Genomic DNA, 15892 nt, shown 5'->3' on the forward strand with positions numbered 1-15892 from the left:
GTACGCAATCACCCGCCGAACGTCAGTGATTTTCGATAATGCTGTGAACCCGTTGGCGCAGTTTTTCGGCAAACCTGTCTTGACGGAAGTTCTGTCGGCACATCTGATAGGCAGCATCGCGCATAGCAGTTGTTATGTCGGGAGAATTGATTGCTGAGATGATCGATTTTGCCAATTGTTCCGGGGCTTTTGGCGGGCACAGTCGCCCGGTTTCGCCGTCCCGGACAAACTCGGGCAGGGTTGCGATGTTACTTGTGATTACCGGCACATTGGCCGCCATGGCTTCGAGTACAACAAGCGGTTGGGCTTCGTTGGGGTAGTGGCTGGGAAAGATGAAGAGGTCGGAGTTGTCAAAGGCATCCTGCCGTTCAGGGTCGGAAACTGGTCCCAGATATGTCGCTGCCGTATGCATGTGATATTTTTCAATTAATGTGGCGAGTTCGACTTTGCTGATGTCGCCTTCGGCCCCGGCAATTGCCAAATGGCAAGCGATACCTTGCGCGCGCAGGATCTCACAGGCGGCAAGCAGGGTTTCGATGCCTTTGGCCTGAAACAGGTTGGACAACCATAAAAGCCGGATCGGATCATGGGGCACCCATTGTTTGGTGGCTGGACCGACGAAGGCACTATCATCCAGGCAGTTGGCGATGATGGCAGACTTGCAATCAAGGCCTTCGATTTCAGCGCGCAAGCTCTCGCCGAGCAGGATGACGGTTTGCCCTTTAAAAACCGTCTTCTGAAGCAAGTCAGACCACTTGGATCTTCGCATTTCGGGAAGACCGCGACCATGCAGGTGCAGGATTGAAGGCACATGAAAAAGCTTGGCCAAAAGCACATACAGGCAATCGCGGTAATAGGCGAAACCATTTGGCGCAAAGCAGATATATAGCGCCTTGGTGCGCGGAAATGCCCGGATCAGACGCAGCAACAAGCAAACCGCCAACCCGATCTTGCGCAGCGAAAATTGATTTACCTCCGATAATGTCCGGGCAAAGCGCATTTCAATGACATGCAAATCGAATTCTTTCGCCAAAGCCGTAATGGCAAACTGGTTCATTTGGGCCGCCCCGTGCATGGGCGGTGGCAACTGAACCATGGCAATGATTTTCGGGCGGTTGATCATCGAACGTCCCTTGCCGAAAACAATTGCAACTCGCGGAGTTTGGCAGCCGCCAGCCAGATTGACCAAGGCAGGTCAGGGCGGTAACGCGCAAGAACGGACGCACGCGTTTTCTTATAGAGCGCGTTCGGTATCCTTGCGAAATGGCGAGTGCCCGGATCAAGGGTACGTTCGATCAGGCGCCTGTTAAGTCGACTGATACGGGCCTTGGCAACGCAGCAGGCGCGCAGATAGAAATCCAGATCAATGCAACAGGGCAAATCCGTCGCATAACCACCCGCACGAGCCCAAACAGAGCGATGCATGGCAAGTGACGAATGGTGCAGTGGATTGCTGAAATAAAGCCGTGCGGGTGAAAAATGTTGTAAGGCCGCCAAAGTCGGTCGCCACGGATCGGACATGGCGCGCGCGAAGACAAGTTGATTGTGGTCATAGCAAAGCACGTCAACTTGTCGACCCAGCCGATCAGGCAGAGAAAGATCATCAATATCCTGAATGGCAATCAGATCGGTCGGGCTGTTTTCAATCGCGAGATTAAGTGCAGCGCCGCGTCCAATCCTGCCGGGATAAAGGATGATCAGTCTCTGTTCGTTGTGCCAGTCTGATGGCGTTGCAAGGGGCGCGGTTGAACCGTCATCGACAATAACCGCATGATCATGGGGACCGAGTATCTGTCGCAGATTGCCGAAATAGCGATCCCGATAGGCGTCGCCATCGCGCACGGTCGTGATGATGGTGATTGGATCACCACGCATCAGAACCTCCCCATGAGATGGTCAGAGTGGCGCAATTTCCTTGCCCTGTCTTCGCACTGATCCTTGTTGCCTGACCAGCAGCGCTGAATGTTGCTTGTGGGATCATGTGTAGCGAGGCATTTGCCGTCAGCTTTATTCCGAGTTCTGGACAGATGATGGTGTCTTCTGCGATCTGAGTCAGGCCGATGTTGCCATCAATCAGAATTCGGAAGAGTTCGAGTTCGTTAGCTGCGCAGTCGGGAATCTGATCAGAGATGATGACGCGGGCGTTTTGAAATTCGATTATTCGATGACCAACAATACCGGCAAGCTCGAAGCTTACATCAATCTTGTTGTCAGATATCTGGCGGGTTTGAAGAAAGCGGGCAAATTCTGTCTCGCCAATGGCGGGAAGCGGGTTTGAGGCTTGATCATAAAGGCTGGGCGCATCCTGTTCTCCGCCAGTTGGAGGAAGGAAGATGCGGGCAGATTTTCCGTGGCCCGAAACAATGACGGGGGCGCCGGAGACATCAAAATTCTGTCGGCCACGTAGTGTCATTTGCGCTTGATAGTACGAGGATGAAAACTGCGTGACTATCTTGTTCGAGGTGTTTTCCGATGCGTGTGAGCGGATCTTTGGTGCAGGCAGTTGTGAAGCCTTCAGAAGCCAATAACCTGCAAAGGCGAGGTAATCATCATGGCGGTTATAGCTGTACCAGCACGGTGTTTGTGGATTTTCGGGGCCGGGATTCTCGGGCAACGGGGCAGGTGCCAGCAGGTTGAGCGGCAGGTGTCCTGCCCTGAAAAAAGCGTCTTCGAGCCGATGAAGGATTGCATCAGCTTCGTTGGGGTAGCCGGTTTTAAGCAACACATAAAGCCCGCAGGTCGCGCCAAAACTTTGCCCAGCACCACGTCCGAGCAGATTGACAAATCCATGGGTGCCAGCAAGTTGTCCCAGCATTTCGGTGGCCCGGTTGGCAATGCGTTGATGCCGTTTATTGGGACTGTCAGACAGAAGTGCTGTGCAAAAGGCGTGGTATTGTGCGGAGAAGCAGTCTGGTCGATCCATGAAAACCGGTGCACGCCAATAGCGAAGCAAGATGAACCCGAAATGGGCGTGGTTGAGGAGCTTTGCGGTTAGTCCTGCTTTTCGTTTCTGCCGATTGATCAGGCCAAGTATTTGCCAGTTGGCGACATCGGGACGTTGCGGTTTCGCACCCCGAAGGATGTCGGTGATGGTATCCGATGACAGGCCTGGCGTATCCAGCAACGCATATTCGATGAACTCGCGGTGCCAGGTTTTATCGCGCGGCTCTGATCGGAGGGCATCAAGGGCGCGGTCGATATTGGGGCCAAATTTAACAGGATCAGTCTGCGTCCAGAGATTTACGGCGAAGGCCTTGGCGTAAAAGTCCGGCTGTTCAAAATGCCCAGTCGTCAGTTGACGTGTTGCAAGATCGTCTGCAATCCGCTTGGCCAGATTGAGGCAGCGTAAGCGAAGCGCGTCATGGGTTACTGAAAGTGACATGTCACCTCCATCGACAAGGACTGGCCTGCGCAGAGGCAGTTCAGGGGTACGGCCTGAATTTCCGGGCAGTGACGGCCCATGCGTTCGCGCAAGCGCCACAGCAGCTTTTTCAAAACCGGCATACGCCAGAGCAAAGCTGAAAGCCAACCCGGTGCCGATAGCGTGAAAAATCGGTTTGCCCAGCGCAGCCAGACCTGATCAACCGGATCACTTGGCAGCAGGCGTGCATGAATGATCCAGTGATCGTCGCGATCGCGGAGATACATGTATGGGTCAAACCGGCCCGCCCCATCGGCGTGATCCAGTGTCACGGATATGGTTGCGCCATCCTTCCCGATCAGTGTGACCTTGTTGGTTGGATGAAGACGGTATTTGTCGCTGTTGGTGTGGTGAACTGTCTTCCCGGCGATACAACCATGTTGAATGGCAGTTTTGTCAAATACCAGCCGGATGACGGCATCTTGCAGCAGGATATTGTCCAGTGCCCGAATGCGTAGCTTAAGTCCGATTGTGTTTGGGGTGCGCTTGCGGGTTTCGTACGCGATATGTATTCGACCACCAGAAAGGTGCCAGACATCGCTGATCTGTTTGGCGTTTCGCGGTTGGTCGGTGAGTGTCACAAATGAATGCTGGTCCGAGCATTCCAGACCCCACGGACCAAAGATGATGTCACCATACTGGCCTTTGATCAGCTTATTGTTGGTGATGGTGACGGTCGGTTTCGTCATGCCATGACCTGCCGTCTTGTTGCGACTTTTTGGCAGGCCAGCAGGATCAGAACCAGACAGGCCAAGCGGACTTCGATCAGCATCATGATGTCGAGTGCGAGGTCGCGGGGCAGCATGGCCGATGCCGAGATGATCATCAGTGCAAGGCATCCCCAACCCAGCCATTTTGCCGCTGATATTTCCTGCAAGATCAGGATCTGTCGGGCGATGAACGCCATCAATACCGGCCAGCCTGCACCGACCTGAAGGATCGTGATCAGATCATCTGACGGGCTGCCATAAAATAGATCGGCCAATTTGTCTGGCAGGAACAACAGCAGGCCTGCGATCAATACCATTGGTGCCAAAAGCCAGATGTCACGTATTTGGCCCACCTCGTTTTTGGCAAACAGGGTTGAGGCAATGGCCGCAATCAGGCCAGCGCAAAACAGGAAAATCCGCTGTGCCAGAAATAGTGGATCGTTGTCTGCGCCCAACAGGACAAAGTCAAGGTTTGGCAGGAACCCGGCGAGCAGGGTAAAGCCGACGAGACCGAATGCGCTGCCCGTACTGGCCAGTGGGGCTTTGGTGGAGGATTGTTCAAATGCAAATACTGTTGCGAGCGCAAGGCTTGTCAGAGAAATCGCAGGTGCAATGAGGTAAAGCGCCAAATCTGAAGGGCTAAGCCACGCCCAAACCGACACCATTATCCCGCATGCCTGACCAATAACCGCAATCATGCCAAGCCGTGAAAACCGGGTTTTGGCCACAATCATCCAGTCAGGCGAAAGGGCGGCGGCAAACGGTACCAGGGTTAGTGGCCAATATTGCGCAAACGGGACGCTGGTTGTCGTGACAATCAGGATCGAGGTGAACCCCGCAATTACGAACCTTGTTCCGACAACATGTATGGCCTGTCCAAAGGCCGCATTTTGTGCCAGTCGTACCAGAAGCGGACCGCTGCCAGCCTGCGTTGCCGTGACGGCAAGACCGACCATCGCGAGCAATTGGAAATAGGTGCCAAGATCGGCCTCTGAATAGGCATGACCAATCAGAACAAGGATTGCCATACCGCCCAACCGCGCGATCATATTGGCGCCGATCATCCACATAGGATATAGGCGAATACCCGCTGATTTTGGGAGGGCGGACCATCTAGCCATGGCGCGACAGAATGGTTTCATATGCATGATCGACCCGCGTGCCATAGGCGTCGTGAAGATCGCTGGCGATTTGATCGCGGGCCTTTCGGGCGATGATTCGACGCATCTCAGGCTGTGTGATCAGTGCCGCTGCGGCTGTTACAAGCGCATCCCGATCCCTGGGTGGGATGATCAGGCCGCTTTGATGATTGATGACCGGACTTCCGGCATCGAATGTGGTGATGACAGCACAACCGGCTGCCATGGCCTCCATGGTGGCAAGGCTACTGCCCTCTGTCAGGCTGGGAAAGACAAAGACGTCGGAAGATAACATGTGATTAGCAACCTGATCGTGCGGCAGGGTGCCAAACCACTTCACCCCGTCGGGCAGATTTGAAAGCAGGCCCTTGGCACAGGGTTGTGCCGCCCCGATCAGGGTAAGCTCGACCCTTAAGCGGAACTGGCGGCGAATTGTTGTCCAAGCCGCCAGAAGGTGGGCGGTGCCCTTGGCAAGCGACAGGTTGCCGACATAAAGAAGCCGAATGACTGTATCGTCGCGCGCGAAGCGTTTTCGACCCAATAGCGCCTGACAATGTGGTGATGTGAAGGGGACCAGATATATCTTGTCAGGCGCAATACCGGTTCTTTGCAGACCGTCCGCGACCGTATCCGAGGGCGCAAATACCGCATCGGCAAATCGGGCTTCGGTCGTGCGCCGACCGGCAAGGAAGGTCGATATTTCGCGGTGGGTGCGACCGTGGGATGCATATTCGCCGACAAGCTGAACATGGCGGGTTTCGGCCAGTTGGCCGGTAACATCGGAGATCGTGATCATGTTGCGTGCCTTTGCCCGGCGCATCGCAGGCAGGCTGTAATTGCCCTGCCCATGCAGGATGTCGGCGTTTGGCATTTGAAAGGCGGCCAGCAGCGACAGGGGAATATCAGAATAAAGATTGCGCGCCGGTAACCGAAGCTTTTGGGCCGCTTTGCCAAGCAGATCAGGCAGAAGGTGACGGCCCGGGATTTTGCAAAGCGCAGTGCCGACATGGCGTGATGGCGGGCGGATAAGACCCGTACCGTCATGGCGCCAAAAACTGTCCCAACGTACCAGCCGTTCCTGATCGGCGAGGTGCTTGGCAAGAATTCTGGCCTGATCGACACGGCTGATCATCCAGACCGAAGGTTCGGATTTCAGACTGCGATTGCGATGCGGTGTGATCATCCCCACCGCCGCACGTCCGGGTTATGATTAACCGCCTGATGAACTGCCTGCCACATGGTGTCGCTGTGATGGGCGGGGTTATTATTGGCAATTGCCCTTGCTTGATGCAGGCGCGTGTCCTCCAGAAGTTGCGGAGCATCAAGAAGGTGTTTGCAGGTCGCGATCCAACCTTGAGGATTATCGATCGGCAGGATTTCGGGATCGCGCAAAATATCCGGGGCGCAGCCGGTGAGTGGACTTGCAAGCGCCACTGCACCACAGGCAATTGCGTCAACTACGCCAACGCCATAGGCATCATTTAGGCTTGGAAAAAGGGCGATCTTGCTGTTGGTCAGAATGGGCGGCAGTTGATTGGGGGGAAGTTGTCCGAATATATCCACTTGATCACCAAGGCCGGAAGATTGCGTAAGCCTTGTGGTGTTTTTAATGTTGGTACTGCCAACGATGGCGATGCGTTTTGCAATGCCTGCTTGTGACAGTCCCGCTGCGATCCGCATGAAGAGATCAAAGCCCTTTGAAATCGTCGTGCGACCGCACCAGACGATGTCATATTGTCGTTCCGCCAAGGTTTGGTTGGCGGAAATATCGGGTAAGGGAAATGACGCAGGGATGGGCGCAATCCATATGTGATCTGGCGATGCGCCATGGCTTTCGAACCACGCCGCACCGCGCGAACTGGCGGCGACGAAGCCATCGGCACGGGAAATCATGACCCGGCGTAATCTGCGCCGAAGCGGATTGTCATAGGCGGCATCGGAGCCTGCCCAGCCATCGAATTGCAGAACGGTCGGAATGCGATGTTTCAGCGCCCAGTTCTGAGCCTGCCATTGCGCGATGCCAAAACCGTTTATGATCAACGCATCACTTGGTTCACGGCAAACAGCCCGTGTGACGCCAAACGGAAGTGATAGGGTTCGGTTTTCACCAAGGGGAATTCGCACACCCGGCAAGGTCATATGATCAAACGCAGGCGAGGGGGACGACCAGTTGCGTTGTGGTTCGCGATGTTGGGTACATAGTACACGCAAACCTCCGCCTGCGGCCGCCGCGCGATGATGAAGCGCGTTATAGGCATCAGATCGGTAGGGTGGCACAAGGTTGGTCAGCAAAGTCACCCTCACCGCGGCGATCACCTTGAGATGCTAATATTGCCTGCAACTCAATCATAAGTTACCATTCAATTCAACCAATTAGCCGTGACTTAGATCGTCGACGGCTGCGAAAGACGGACGCCAACAGCAGGAACTTTGTGTTTCTGCCGTTTTTAAGTGTCGGGCCGGGGTGACAGGGGTGGCGCATGCGTGACGAACTCAAAGGGCACAAAGCTGCCTTCTTCGGGTTGCCGCTGGATACGAGACGACATCGTCTCGTCTGTGCCGATATCGCCTTGGGACTTCGCAAAGGTACAGCGACTGCCAACCGAGCCTGTTTTCGTCATCATTGCCTGAATGCGACCAAACTGCCCGCAGCCCTGCGCGATGACCGTTTGTTTGCAGCACTTTCGCGTGCAGATTGCCTGTCGGCTGATGGCATGGGGATTGTGTGGGCAGCCCGCCTGTTGGGGATCAAGGTTGCCGAGCGCGTCACTGGCATTGATCTGATGACCGATCTTCTGGCGCAGTTCGCACAGGATGGCACGCGGGTTTTCCTGTTGGGGGCGCGTCAGGATGTGTTGGATCAGTTGCAGGGGACATTGCCTGCACGTTTTCCCGGACTGATCATCGCGGGTACCCATCACGGTTATGAGCCCGATGATGAAAAGCTGGCTGATTGTGTTGCACAGGCCACACCAGATGCCGTTTTTGTCGCCTTGCCATCGCCGCGCAAGGAGCTGTTCGTTGACCAGTACGCGGCCAAGACCGGATGCCGTTTTGCCATGGGTGTTGGCGGGGCGTTTGATGTTCTGGCCGGGAATGTCCGGCGGGCCCCGGTTATCTGGCAGCGGTGCGGGTTGGAGTTCCTTTGGCGTATCTTCTGTCAGCCACGCTACATGATCCCGCGCTATGGGCCTGGGCTTTGGGCATTTGCCCGCCTTGTCGCGCCACGGATTGTGCGTTTTCAACTCCGGCGCTTTTGGTGTGCCCTACAAAAAGTGGCAACCATTTCGCTCATCTTTATGATGCTGACAACGGCCGCCGATTTACAGGCGCAGCCAACAACCACAGCGACGTTTGATCTGGAAAACCGGCAGGCGGCGATCAGCTGGATAGAGGCCGAAATCGCAAAGGTCGAAGCCACCGAAGACGTCGCCAAATTGATTGATGCACTTATCGGAGCTGTGCTGTCAGAGGATGGCACCAACCAACAATCTGACATCGATTGGCAGGTGGCAGAGGACAGCCTTAAAGTATTGCTTGGTCTGTTTGATGTGGTTCTGGGCGGCGGCAGTAGCCGTTTTTTGCTGGAGACCGTGCTGGGTGGGGTGGTCCTGCGTCTGCTTGATCTTCATCCCGACCCGGGGCGCCTTTCGGAAATCGTCCGGGGTAATTCTTCGGATTTGGCAGAGCGCCTGTTTGAACGCAATGCCAATCAAGCACTGATATTCGCAGGCGAACAACAATCATTTACCGCAAGCATCGAGCCCGAAGTCGCACCGCGTGTTGTCGGTTCCGTGCGGCCACCTGAAACCGAACGGGCGCTGCGTTATTCGCTTCTTTTTGTTGGTGGCCCGCGAAACCCCGTCGTCGATAGCTATTGGGGAGTTGAGGATTATCAGGAACCAATCGGAATTCCAGAACTTGAGGATGCAAGCCCGAGATGACAGAGCATCCCAACCATCCCGTCGCGATTACCGGCGTCACGCAAGAACGGTTTGATCCGTCCTTGCGCGATTTGTTGAGCATTCTTTGGCAACGGCGCGGGGTTGTCGCACTGACCTTTGTTGTGGTCCTGATCGCGCTTCTGAGCGGGATCGCCAATTGGCAGGGGGATTATCGATCCGTCACCGAAATCGGGCTTTCTGCAAATGTGGAAATCGCGGAACGCCAGATGCCAGCGGCATTCAACACCGACCGGCGCATTGTAACCGCCCAGGAAATCGAAACGGCAATTGCGGAAATCAAAGGGCAGAAAACACTTTCCACCGCACTTTCGGTTATGCGCGGAGAGGGTGTTTCGCTGACGGATATGCCGGTATCCAGTGATCTCGAAACAGACGGGATCTCTCATCTTCGCAATGCTTTGGAAACCACCCGGGTTGGCAATGCGGCGGTCATTGAAGTGGCCTTTGTCGCAAGCCAGCCGGAAACAGCGCAAAAGGCGTTGATGGCCGTTATTGAAAGTTATCTTTGGCAGCGCGAAGACCGGCAAAAAGCCGCCATTCGAAGACAACTTGCCGAGGCGGAGGCGCAATTTCAATCTGCGCAAACTGAATTGGATGGTCTGGAAGGAGATCTGGCCAGCTTGCAAAACAGCGCCGGTATTCTGGACCCGGATGAGAATGCGCGGATGCTGGATCGCATCTATGCACTCGATGAGCAGGCTGAAAAACTGGGGCAGGAGGTTGTCAGCCTCAGGCTTGCGCGCCAAAGCCGCAATGAGGCGGCAAACCTTGATGATTTGCTGGCGATTGACGATGTGGCTAGCCATCCGATGGTGCGCCAAATCTCGGCCCAGTTCGAGACGACAAAACAGGAATTTGTCAGGCTTGATCAGCGTTACGGTCCCAAGCATCCGACCATGCAGGGCAAGCAGCAAGAACTGGATGATCTTCATAACCAACTGGCTGCTGTCGCCAGCAACATCGCCGGTCAAATGGATATTACCCTTGCCGGGGCGGAAGAAAAGCTGCGTCTGATCACGGCCCAACGGGATCGTTGGCAGGATCGGATGGCTCTCCGCAATACAAGCGTTCAGGGGCAGGCTGCCCTGGTGCGATCTGTCGCCATGGCGCGCGCCAATGTTCAGGAGCTGGGCCAGCAGGTACAAGCTTTGCGCCGTGAAATGGCAGCGTTTCAGGGGGATGCGGCGATCCTGCATGCGCCTACTTTGCCCGCAGCAACCGAATTTCCCGCCAAGCGCGATCTTGCCATGTTGGCGATCATGATGGCGTTGTTTGCCGCCGTGGTTGCCGCATTGCTGCGTCACTATTTCGATCAGAGCATTGATGACGACTTTGATCCTCAGGCGGCGTTGGGCATTCCGTTATTTGCCCGTATCCCGGAACGGTCCTGGGCGAACAAGGTCGCCAGCGCCGCTGCCCATGACGAGGCCGCAGGCCATCTGGCAGTTTTGATGCGGATCATGGTGCAGGGCGGAGATGCAGAAAGCAAATCCGATAAGGACGGACAGGTGATTGCGCTCGGCTCAGCACTCTCGGGCGATGGCAAAAGTCACGTCGTTCATGCGCTGGCCCAAAAGCTGGCCGGCCTGGGGGCATCGGTGATGGTTATTGATGCCGATTTGCATGACCCGGCACCGCCAAACCGGGCGCGGCATGATGGTGAAATGACTGCTGATCTGACTGATGTGATGTCAGGGATTGTGGATCTGGATGCCGCCCTCGCCGGCGCAGAAAACGGCGAGGGGTATCGATATCTTGGTGCGCGTATGCCAGTACCTGGGAATATCGCAACAGGCATGATAGATGGTCAATTGCCTGATTTGATAAAGCGCCTGCGCACCCGGTTTGATCATGTGATTGTTGATACCCCGCCGATCCTGTCGGTTGCGGATGGTGTGATTGCGCTGGGACTGGCTGATGTCCGGCTGTTTGTGCTGCGCTGCGGCCACAGCAAGCGCCGCGATATCACCCAGGCCCTGTCGCAACTGCGCGCGGCCAATATTGTGCCAGAGGGTATTGTTTTGAACGGTGCCAAGCCGCGTGCCGCCTATGGCAAGCCACAGGCGGCCATGGCGACCGAGGGGCCGACGTCATGAAGGCAGCCCTGATTGTGATTGCCCTGCTGTTGCTTGGCTCTGGCGGCATGGTCCTGGTTTCGGAAGGCAGGGCGCTATCGCAGCTTGAAAATAAACGTGCCGCCTTTGCCAACGGAGACGGCTTTGGTGCAGAGCGTGATGCGATGGTGGTCGATAGTACGGAACTTGACGAGCTACTCAAATATCGGCTGATCGAACGGCCATTTGATCCGGTTTTGCTGGGGCTGAAGGCGGGAATAGTGGTCAAGGATGATTTGGCGCTTAGCGCAAAGCTTTTCGATCAGGCGCAGGTGATTGCCCCGCGTGATCCCCGCGTGCAGGCATTGCGTGATGGGCTGCAAATGCGGCTTCAAAGCTTGACATCACCAGCATCACAACTGGCAGAATAAGGGCAGGCATGAGCATGACCCAGTCGCCCATGCTGCCAATCATTGCCATAAAAAAAAGGGCAATCAAAAGCGCACGCGTGTCGGGTTGCTGGCAGGTGGCAAGAACCGTTTTGATCGCGATGATCAGTGCCGTGGCCAGGATCAGCATAATCGGAACCCCAAAAACGATTGCGCCATCAAGCCAAAGGTTATGGCTGCTAAACCAATGGGCATTTGCGTTCAGGTCCGGGGTGGTGAAATGAGCAATGACCAGTCCAATACTGTCCGCCCCCCATCCGGTAAATGGTCGTTCTGCAATCGCATGCAGGGCGGTGATCCACAAATCATCTCGCTGGATCAGGTCGTTGCGGGCAAGGTCTTTGAAGCGGTCGAAAAGTTCCAGCGATGCGAAGGCTGTGACGGCAATGGTCGCGATGATGCCAAGGGCGATCACAATCAGCCGCTTGAAGTGGTTGGCGTTTTCGCGCGGGGTCAGAATGATAAACAGTGCCCCGCCAACCAGCGCCATTATAAAGGCCAGACGCGAGTGGCTTTCGAGAAGGGCCGCTGCAAAAAGTACAGCAATCGCCAGCCAACCACCGGCCTGATCAAGGCGCTTGGCCGTATTCAGCGCCCTGCTTTGATCATACAAAAACAGGCTGGCCAGAATACCCAACCCCATCAGAATTCCGAACGACGTGCGATTGGCGAAGCTGCCGGTCCAGTCGCCAAGATGGGCTTGTTTGGCAAACCAGAATGTGGTCTGCCATCCCATCAAATCGGTACCAGCGGCCAGCACCACTTGAACGGCGCATGTGATGACAATGGTGCGGGCGATGGTGATGTTCAGATGGTTGTTGAGGCGCGCCAAAAGCGCGGTCAGGCTCGCAGCACCGCCCAGCCAGATCAGATAGGCCGCGATATTCAGCCAACCATACGGGGCGAGTGCAATGTGCGGCGCATTGAACGGATAAGCTTGAACTGGCCAGATCGGCAGGCTTTGCAGGATCGCCCAACCAATCAGCGCAGCGATACCTATCCAAAGATAAAGCAGGTACTTGCCGATTTGCACGGGACCGGGGCGCAGGCAAATCGCAAGCACGCCAATACCGGTCAGGATCGCCAGAATGGCAAGCGCCCATGGCCGCAATCCGCCGAGCAACAGCGGGGCCAGAATGATCTGCGCCATCAGACAGGTTTGCGCCAGCCAGAGCATCAAGGTCAGCCAATCTGCTTTGAAATCAAGAGCTTCAGCCTAGCCGAATTTTCGCACCCTGTCGCGCTGCTTGCGCAGGGGGCTCGGCGATGAAAGCTATTGAGACCGGGGCTGCGTATTACGCCGGGCAGGGGCCGGGAGCCGACAGCCAAGCAGTATCACTGCCGATCTGGCTGGTGCTTGCGGGTAATCTTTTGATGGGTGCCTCGCTCTGGCTGATCGCAGCGGGCGGGATGGCGGCTAAGCTTATTCTGCTTGGTTTCTGGATTGCGATGCTGTGCGCTTACGCTCGACCGGTTCGCATTACGTCAGATTTGCTTGCTGGCAGTTTGGTTCTTTCCGGGCTGATTGGTGTCATCGCCACTGGGAATGGGGCTAACCTCGAAAAGCTTCGCCTGATCGGGAACCTTTTGATGCTGCCGGTCGGGCTGTTGGTCGGGCTTGTGATTGGCCGGGACAGCCTTCGGGTGATGATACCGGTTCTGGTGCTTTATCTGCTGCTTTCAAGTTCGTTTCAGATGACCCATGAAGGCATGCGCCTTAATCAGCCGTTTCTGTTTCTGGGGCTTTTTGCGCTCTGTTCGGTTGCCCGGTGGCGGGGCTGTCGGCTGCTTGCGGCGGGATCGGCCTTGGCGGTGTTGCTCAGCCAAACACGGATTGCGGTGTTGGCGATGTTGGTCAATTTGCTGGGCATGATCCGGTTTTCGCGGGCGATGACCTGGCTTGTCGGCAGTGTCGCATTGGCCGTGGCTGGCTGGTTTGCAATGTCGCATCTACCGCGCCTGTTTCTGACCCATGGCAGTGGGCGTTTGGCGTTCTGGCAGGATTTCTGGGGGATGTGGCAAGGCGGCCCTGCCGGGCAAAGATGGCTTGGTTTCGGGGCCGGGTCGGTGGAGGAAATCCTGTCTGGCTATCAATCCTTTGCATCCTTTGGTGCCCTGCATAACGATCATTTCCGCATGCTGTTTGAATCCGGAACCATCGGGGCGATGCTTTGGGTGGCGGGATGGATTGTGATGCTCTGGACCGTGCGCCATGCGCGTCTTGCCGTCTGTATCCTGCTTTCGGTCATGCTGACCATGGTGACGGATAATACGCTGAATTATGGGCATTATTTGATCTGTTGCGGAATTGCTGCCGGGATTGCCGCGCGCGAGGGGCCTCATCATGGATAGGGATCATCTGATCGATATCCGGGATCGCGTGCTGGCAGGCATGGTCGCCGATGGCTTTGCCGGGGCCGATCCGTTTGACGGGCTTGAAAGTGCTGTCTTTCGCGCAAGCGGCCTTGGGCGGTTTCGCTTGGCGCGGTTGGCATGGTTACAGGCAATCAAGCGTGGTCCGGAAGGTTTGCGCAAGGTTGTTCGCATTCCCAAGATGGTCAATCCGAAAACGCTGGCCTTGCTGTGTGGGGCCGCGCAGGGCGTGGTGCTTTGTGACGTTCGTGATCGCCTGTTGGAACTGCAAAACCCGGATGGCGGATGGGGATATCCGTTTGAATGGCAGGCGCGGGCTTTTCACGCCGAGCGCCATCAAAGCAATGCGATTGTGACGAGTTTCGTGGTTGATGCCTTGATTGAAGGCGGGATGAACAGGGATCAGGCTGCGCTCGTGGAGGCAGCAAGGTTTGTCGAGCAGAAACTCTGGCGCGATGGCTACTTCGCCTATTTCGACCATGTTGCCGTTGAAATCCATAATGCCAGCTTGTGGGCCGCCTTTGCGCTGCATCGGATCATCGGGCCGAATGATAAAACCGTACAGGCAGTGGAGCGCGTTATCAATGCGCAAAAGGCTGATGGCAGTTGGGCCTATGGCACGCGATCCCATCACCAGTTTGTGGACGGATTTCACACGGGTTATGTTCTTGATCTTCTCGACCGCTTGCGGACGTCGGGGATGGAGGGGCTGGACAATGCCATTGCATGTGGGTGGCAATTTTATCGTGCGGAGTGCTTTGAAGCAGATGGTCTGCCGCGCAACTTTGCCGGGCGGGATGGCTATCTCGATGCCCATGCAGTGGCACAGGCGATGGCAAGTCTTTGTCGGTTTGGGGACCGTGACGGAGCGATCCGGGTGTCTGAAAGGGCAGCAGTTAAGCTTTTTGATCCTGGTCGCGATTTGTTCTTTGCCGGGATCAAGAAGGACGGCAGACCGGATCGGCGCAATTACATGCGCTGGACGCAGGCGTGGATGGTCTGGGCACTGTCAATCGTGATAGAAAACACCGACCCAAACCCGTCGAGCCCGCAAGATCAAACCATGTCGAATTTTGACCCGACCGCGCCACTCAGCTTTGCCCATCCCGATCCGAACCGGGCGGAGATAGAGGCGGCCCTGCGCGCCTTGCCCGAACCTGTGTTTCGCGCACTTTACGACATCACACGCGTGGCAGCATCGCGGGCCAAGGCTGAGGGCGCGATGGAAACGCTTTATGGCCTGACCCGCGGGATGAAGACCCTGCAGCGCATCGGGGCGGAGCAGGGCATCATCCTTGGCATCAGGCGCGGTGGCTAAACTCGGTGGTTAGCGTTGGCGCAGCTCGTCAGCGGTCAATTGGCCATCGCCGTTTTCGTCAAGATAGTTGAACATCCGGTTATGGACGGCCTGGAATTCTTCAAGCGCCAATTGGCCATCGCCGTTGGTGTCCATCATGACGATCATCATTTCCGGGCCATGCATTTTTCCCATCATGCCCCCCATCATCATGCCACCGTTCATCATAGTACCATTCCTCATACCGGGGCCCATCGCACCGTTATTGCACGGCATCGTGTTGCAGGGACCGTAACCTTGTCCGTTGCCCGGACCCTGCATCATACCTTGTCCTTGCATCATACCTTGGCCGTTAGGGTTCATCATTTGCGGGCTTTGTTGGGCCTGAGCGACGCCAAGCGCACCGGCAAGCATCAGTCCGATTGCGGTAATTGCGAGATATCTTTTCATCATAAGTCTCCTGTTCCGAAGGGATGAGACCATT

Annotated in this window: 13 protein-coding genes; 4 read left to right on the plus strand and 9 right to left on the minus strand. The window is 56.0% G+C overall.

Features of this window, described 5'->3' with window-relative positions:
* Nucleotides 1-22: 22 nt before the first annotated feature.
* From TH4_RS15020 to TH4_RS15050, 7 genes are all read right to left on the minus strand, one after another.
* Nucleotides 23-1123, minus strand: a complete 1101-nt coding sequence (locus TH4_RS15020; RefSeq protein WP_064781754.1) for a glycosyltransferase family 4 protein — start codon at nucleotides 1121-1123, stop codon at nucleotides 23-25.
* Nucleotides 1120-1875, minus strand: coding sequence for a glycosyltransferase family 2 protein (locus TH4_RS15025; protein WP_064781755.1), 756 nt, complete (start codon nucleotides 1873-1875; stop codon nucleotides 1120-1122). The genes TH4_RS15020 and TH4_RS15025 overlap by 4 nt, the downstream gene beginning before the upstream one ends.
* Nucleotides 1865-3382 (minus strand): hypothetical protein, encoded by a 1518-nt coding sequence (locus tag TH4_RS15030; RefSeq protein ID WP_064781756.1) that lies wholly within the window; start codon nucleotides 3380-3382, stop codon nucleotides 1865-1867. The genes TH4_RS15025 and TH4_RS15030 overlap by 11 nt, the downstream gene beginning before the upstream one ends.
* The gene (locus TH4_RS15035; RefSeq protein ID WP_064781757.1) at nucleotides 3367-4110 is read right to left on the minus strand and encodes a hypothetical protein; all 744 of its coding nucleotides are present in this window, start codon (nucleotides 4108-4110) and stop codon (nucleotides 3367-3369) included. The genes TH4_RS15030 and TH4_RS15035 overlap by 16 nt, the downstream gene beginning before the upstream one ends.
* Nucleotides 4107-5159 (minus strand): hypothetical protein, encoded by a 1053-nt coding sequence (locus TH4_RS15040; protein ID WP_157097764.1) that lies wholly within the window; start codon nucleotides 5157-5159, stop codon nucleotides 4107-4109. Before TH4_RS15040 ends, TH4_RS15035 begins: the two co-directional genes overlap by 4 nt.
* A gap of 85 nt (nucleotides 5160-5244) precedes the next feature.
* Nucleotides 5245-6453, minus strand: coding sequence for a glycosyltransferase family 4 protein (locus tag TH4_RS15045; protein ID WP_064781759.1), 1209 nt, complete (start codon nucleotides 6451-6453; stop codon nucleotides 5245-5247).
* A complete protein-coding gene (locus TH4_RS15050) occupies nucleotides 6450-7586 on the minus strand; it encodes a glycosyltransferase (RefSeq protein ID WP_083997127.1) in 1137 nt (378 codons plus the stop codon). Before TH4_RS15050 ends, TH4_RS15045 begins: the two co-directional genes overlap by 4 nt.
* A gap of 164 nt (nucleotides 7587-7750) precedes the next feature.
* On the opposite strand from TH4_RS15050, the gene TH4_RS15055 reads away from it, so the two are divergent.
* On the plus strand, nucleotides 7751-9214 hold the full coding sequence (locus tag TH4_RS15055; RefSeq protein WP_064781761.1) for a WecB/TagA/CpsF family glycosyltransferase: 1464 nt from the start codon (nucleotides 7751-7753) through the stop codon (nucleotides 9212-9214).
* Nucleotides 9211-11331 (plus strand): GumC family protein, encoded by a 2121-nt coding sequence (locus TH4_RS15060; RefSeq protein WP_064781762.1) that lies wholly within the window; start codon nucleotides 9211-9213, stop codon nucleotides 11329-11331. The genes TH4_RS15055 and TH4_RS15060 overlap by 4 nt, the downstream gene beginning before the upstream one ends.
* A gap of 261 nt (nucleotides 11332-11592) precedes the next feature.
* Here TH4_RS15060 and TH4_RS15065 read toward each other — a convergent pair whose 3' ends face one another.
* Nucleotides 11593-12915 carry an O-antigen ligase family protein gene (locus tag TH4_RS15065; RefSeq protein WP_064781763.1) on the minus strand — a complete coding sequence of 441 codons (1323 nt, stop codon included), beginning with the start codon at nucleotides 12913-12915 and terminating at the stop codon, nucleotides 11593-11595.
* An 89-nt stretch (nucleotides 12916-13004) separates the two neighbouring features.
* On the opposite strand from TH4_RS15065, the gene TH4_RS15070 reads away from it, so the two are divergent.
* Nucleotides 13005-14090: an O-antigen ligase family protein gene (locus tag TH4_RS15070; protein ID WP_064781764.1), complete on the plus strand. Its 1086-nt coding sequence runs from the start codon at nucleotides 13005-13007 to the stop codon at nucleotides 14088-14090.
* Nucleotides 14083-15429: a prenyltransferase/squalene oxidase repeat-containing protein gene (locus TH4_RS15075; protein WP_064781765.1), complete on the plus strand. Its 1347-nt coding sequence runs from the start codon at nucleotides 14083-14085 to the stop codon at nucleotides 15427-15429. Before TH4_RS15070 ends, TH4_RS15075 begins: the two co-directional genes overlap by 8 nt.
* A gap of 9 nt (nucleotides 15430-15438) precedes the next feature.
* On the opposite strand, the gene TH4_RS15080 is transcribed toward TH4_RS15075, so the two are convergent.
* A complete protein-coding gene (locus tag TH4_RS15080) occupies nucleotides 15439-15858 on the minus strand; it encodes an EF-hand domain-containing protein (RefSeq protein WP_064781875.1) in 420 nt (139 codons plus the stop codon).
* Nucleotides 15859-15892 lie beyond the last annotated feature (34 nt).

Origin of the sequence: Thalassospira tepidiphila MCCC 1A03514 (genome assembly GCF_001662875.1) — a bacterium.
GTDB classification, from domain to species: domain Bacteria; phylum Pseudomonadota; class Alphaproteobacteria; order Rhodospirillales; family Thalassospiraceae; genus Thalassospira; species Thalassospira tepidiphila.

Bases quoted from the DNA above. Each gene is read 5' to 3' on its own strand.
- TH4_RS15020 (WP_064781754.1), bottom strand. From the start codon at position 1,123: ATGATCAACCGCCCGAAAATCATTGCCATGGTTCAGTTGCCACCGCCC.
- TH4_RS15025 (WP_064781755.1), bottom strand. From the start codon at position 1,875: ATGCGTGGTGATCCAATCACCATCATCACGACCGTGCGCGATGGCGAC.
- TH4_RS15030 (WP_064781756.1), bottom strand. From the start codon at position 3,382: ATGTCACTTTCAGTAACCCATGACGCGCTTCGCTTACGCTGCCTCAAT.
- TH4_RS15035 (WP_064781757.1), bottom strand. From the start codon at position 4,110: ATGACGAAACCGACCGTCACCATCACCAACAATAAGCTGATCAAAGGC.
- TH4_RS15040 (WP_157097764.1), bottom strand. From the start codon at position 5,159: ATGGCAATCCTTGTTCTGATTGGTCATGCCTATTCAGAGGCCGATCTT.
- TH4_RS15045 (WP_064781759.1), bottom strand. From the start codon at position 6,453: ATGATCACACCGCATCGCAATCGCAGTCTGAAATCCGAACCTTCGGTC.
- TH4_RS15055 (WP_064781761.1), top strand. From the start codon at position 7,751: ATGCGTGACGAACTCAAAGGGCACAAAGCTGCCTTCTTCGGGTTGCCG.
- TH4_RS15060 (WP_064781762.1), top strand. From the start codon at position 9,211: ATGACAGAGCATCCCAACCATCCCGTCGCGATTACCGGCGTCACGCAA.
- TH4_RS15065 (WP_064781763.1), bottom strand. From the start codon at position 12,915: ATGCTCTGGCTGGCGCAAACCTGTCTGATGGCGCAGATCATTCTGGCC.
- TH4_RS15070 (WP_064781764.1), top strand. From the start codon at position 13,005: ATGAAAGCTATTGAGACCGGGGCTGCGTATTACGCCGGGCAGGGGCCG.
- TH4_RS15075 (WP_064781765.1), top strand. From the start codon at position 14,083: ATGGATAGGGATCATCTGATCGATATCCGGGATCGCGTGCTGGCAGGC.
- TH4_RS15080 (WP_064781875.1), bottom strand. From the start codon at position 15,858: ATGAAAAGATATCTCGCAATTACCGCAATCGGACTGATGCTTGCCGGT.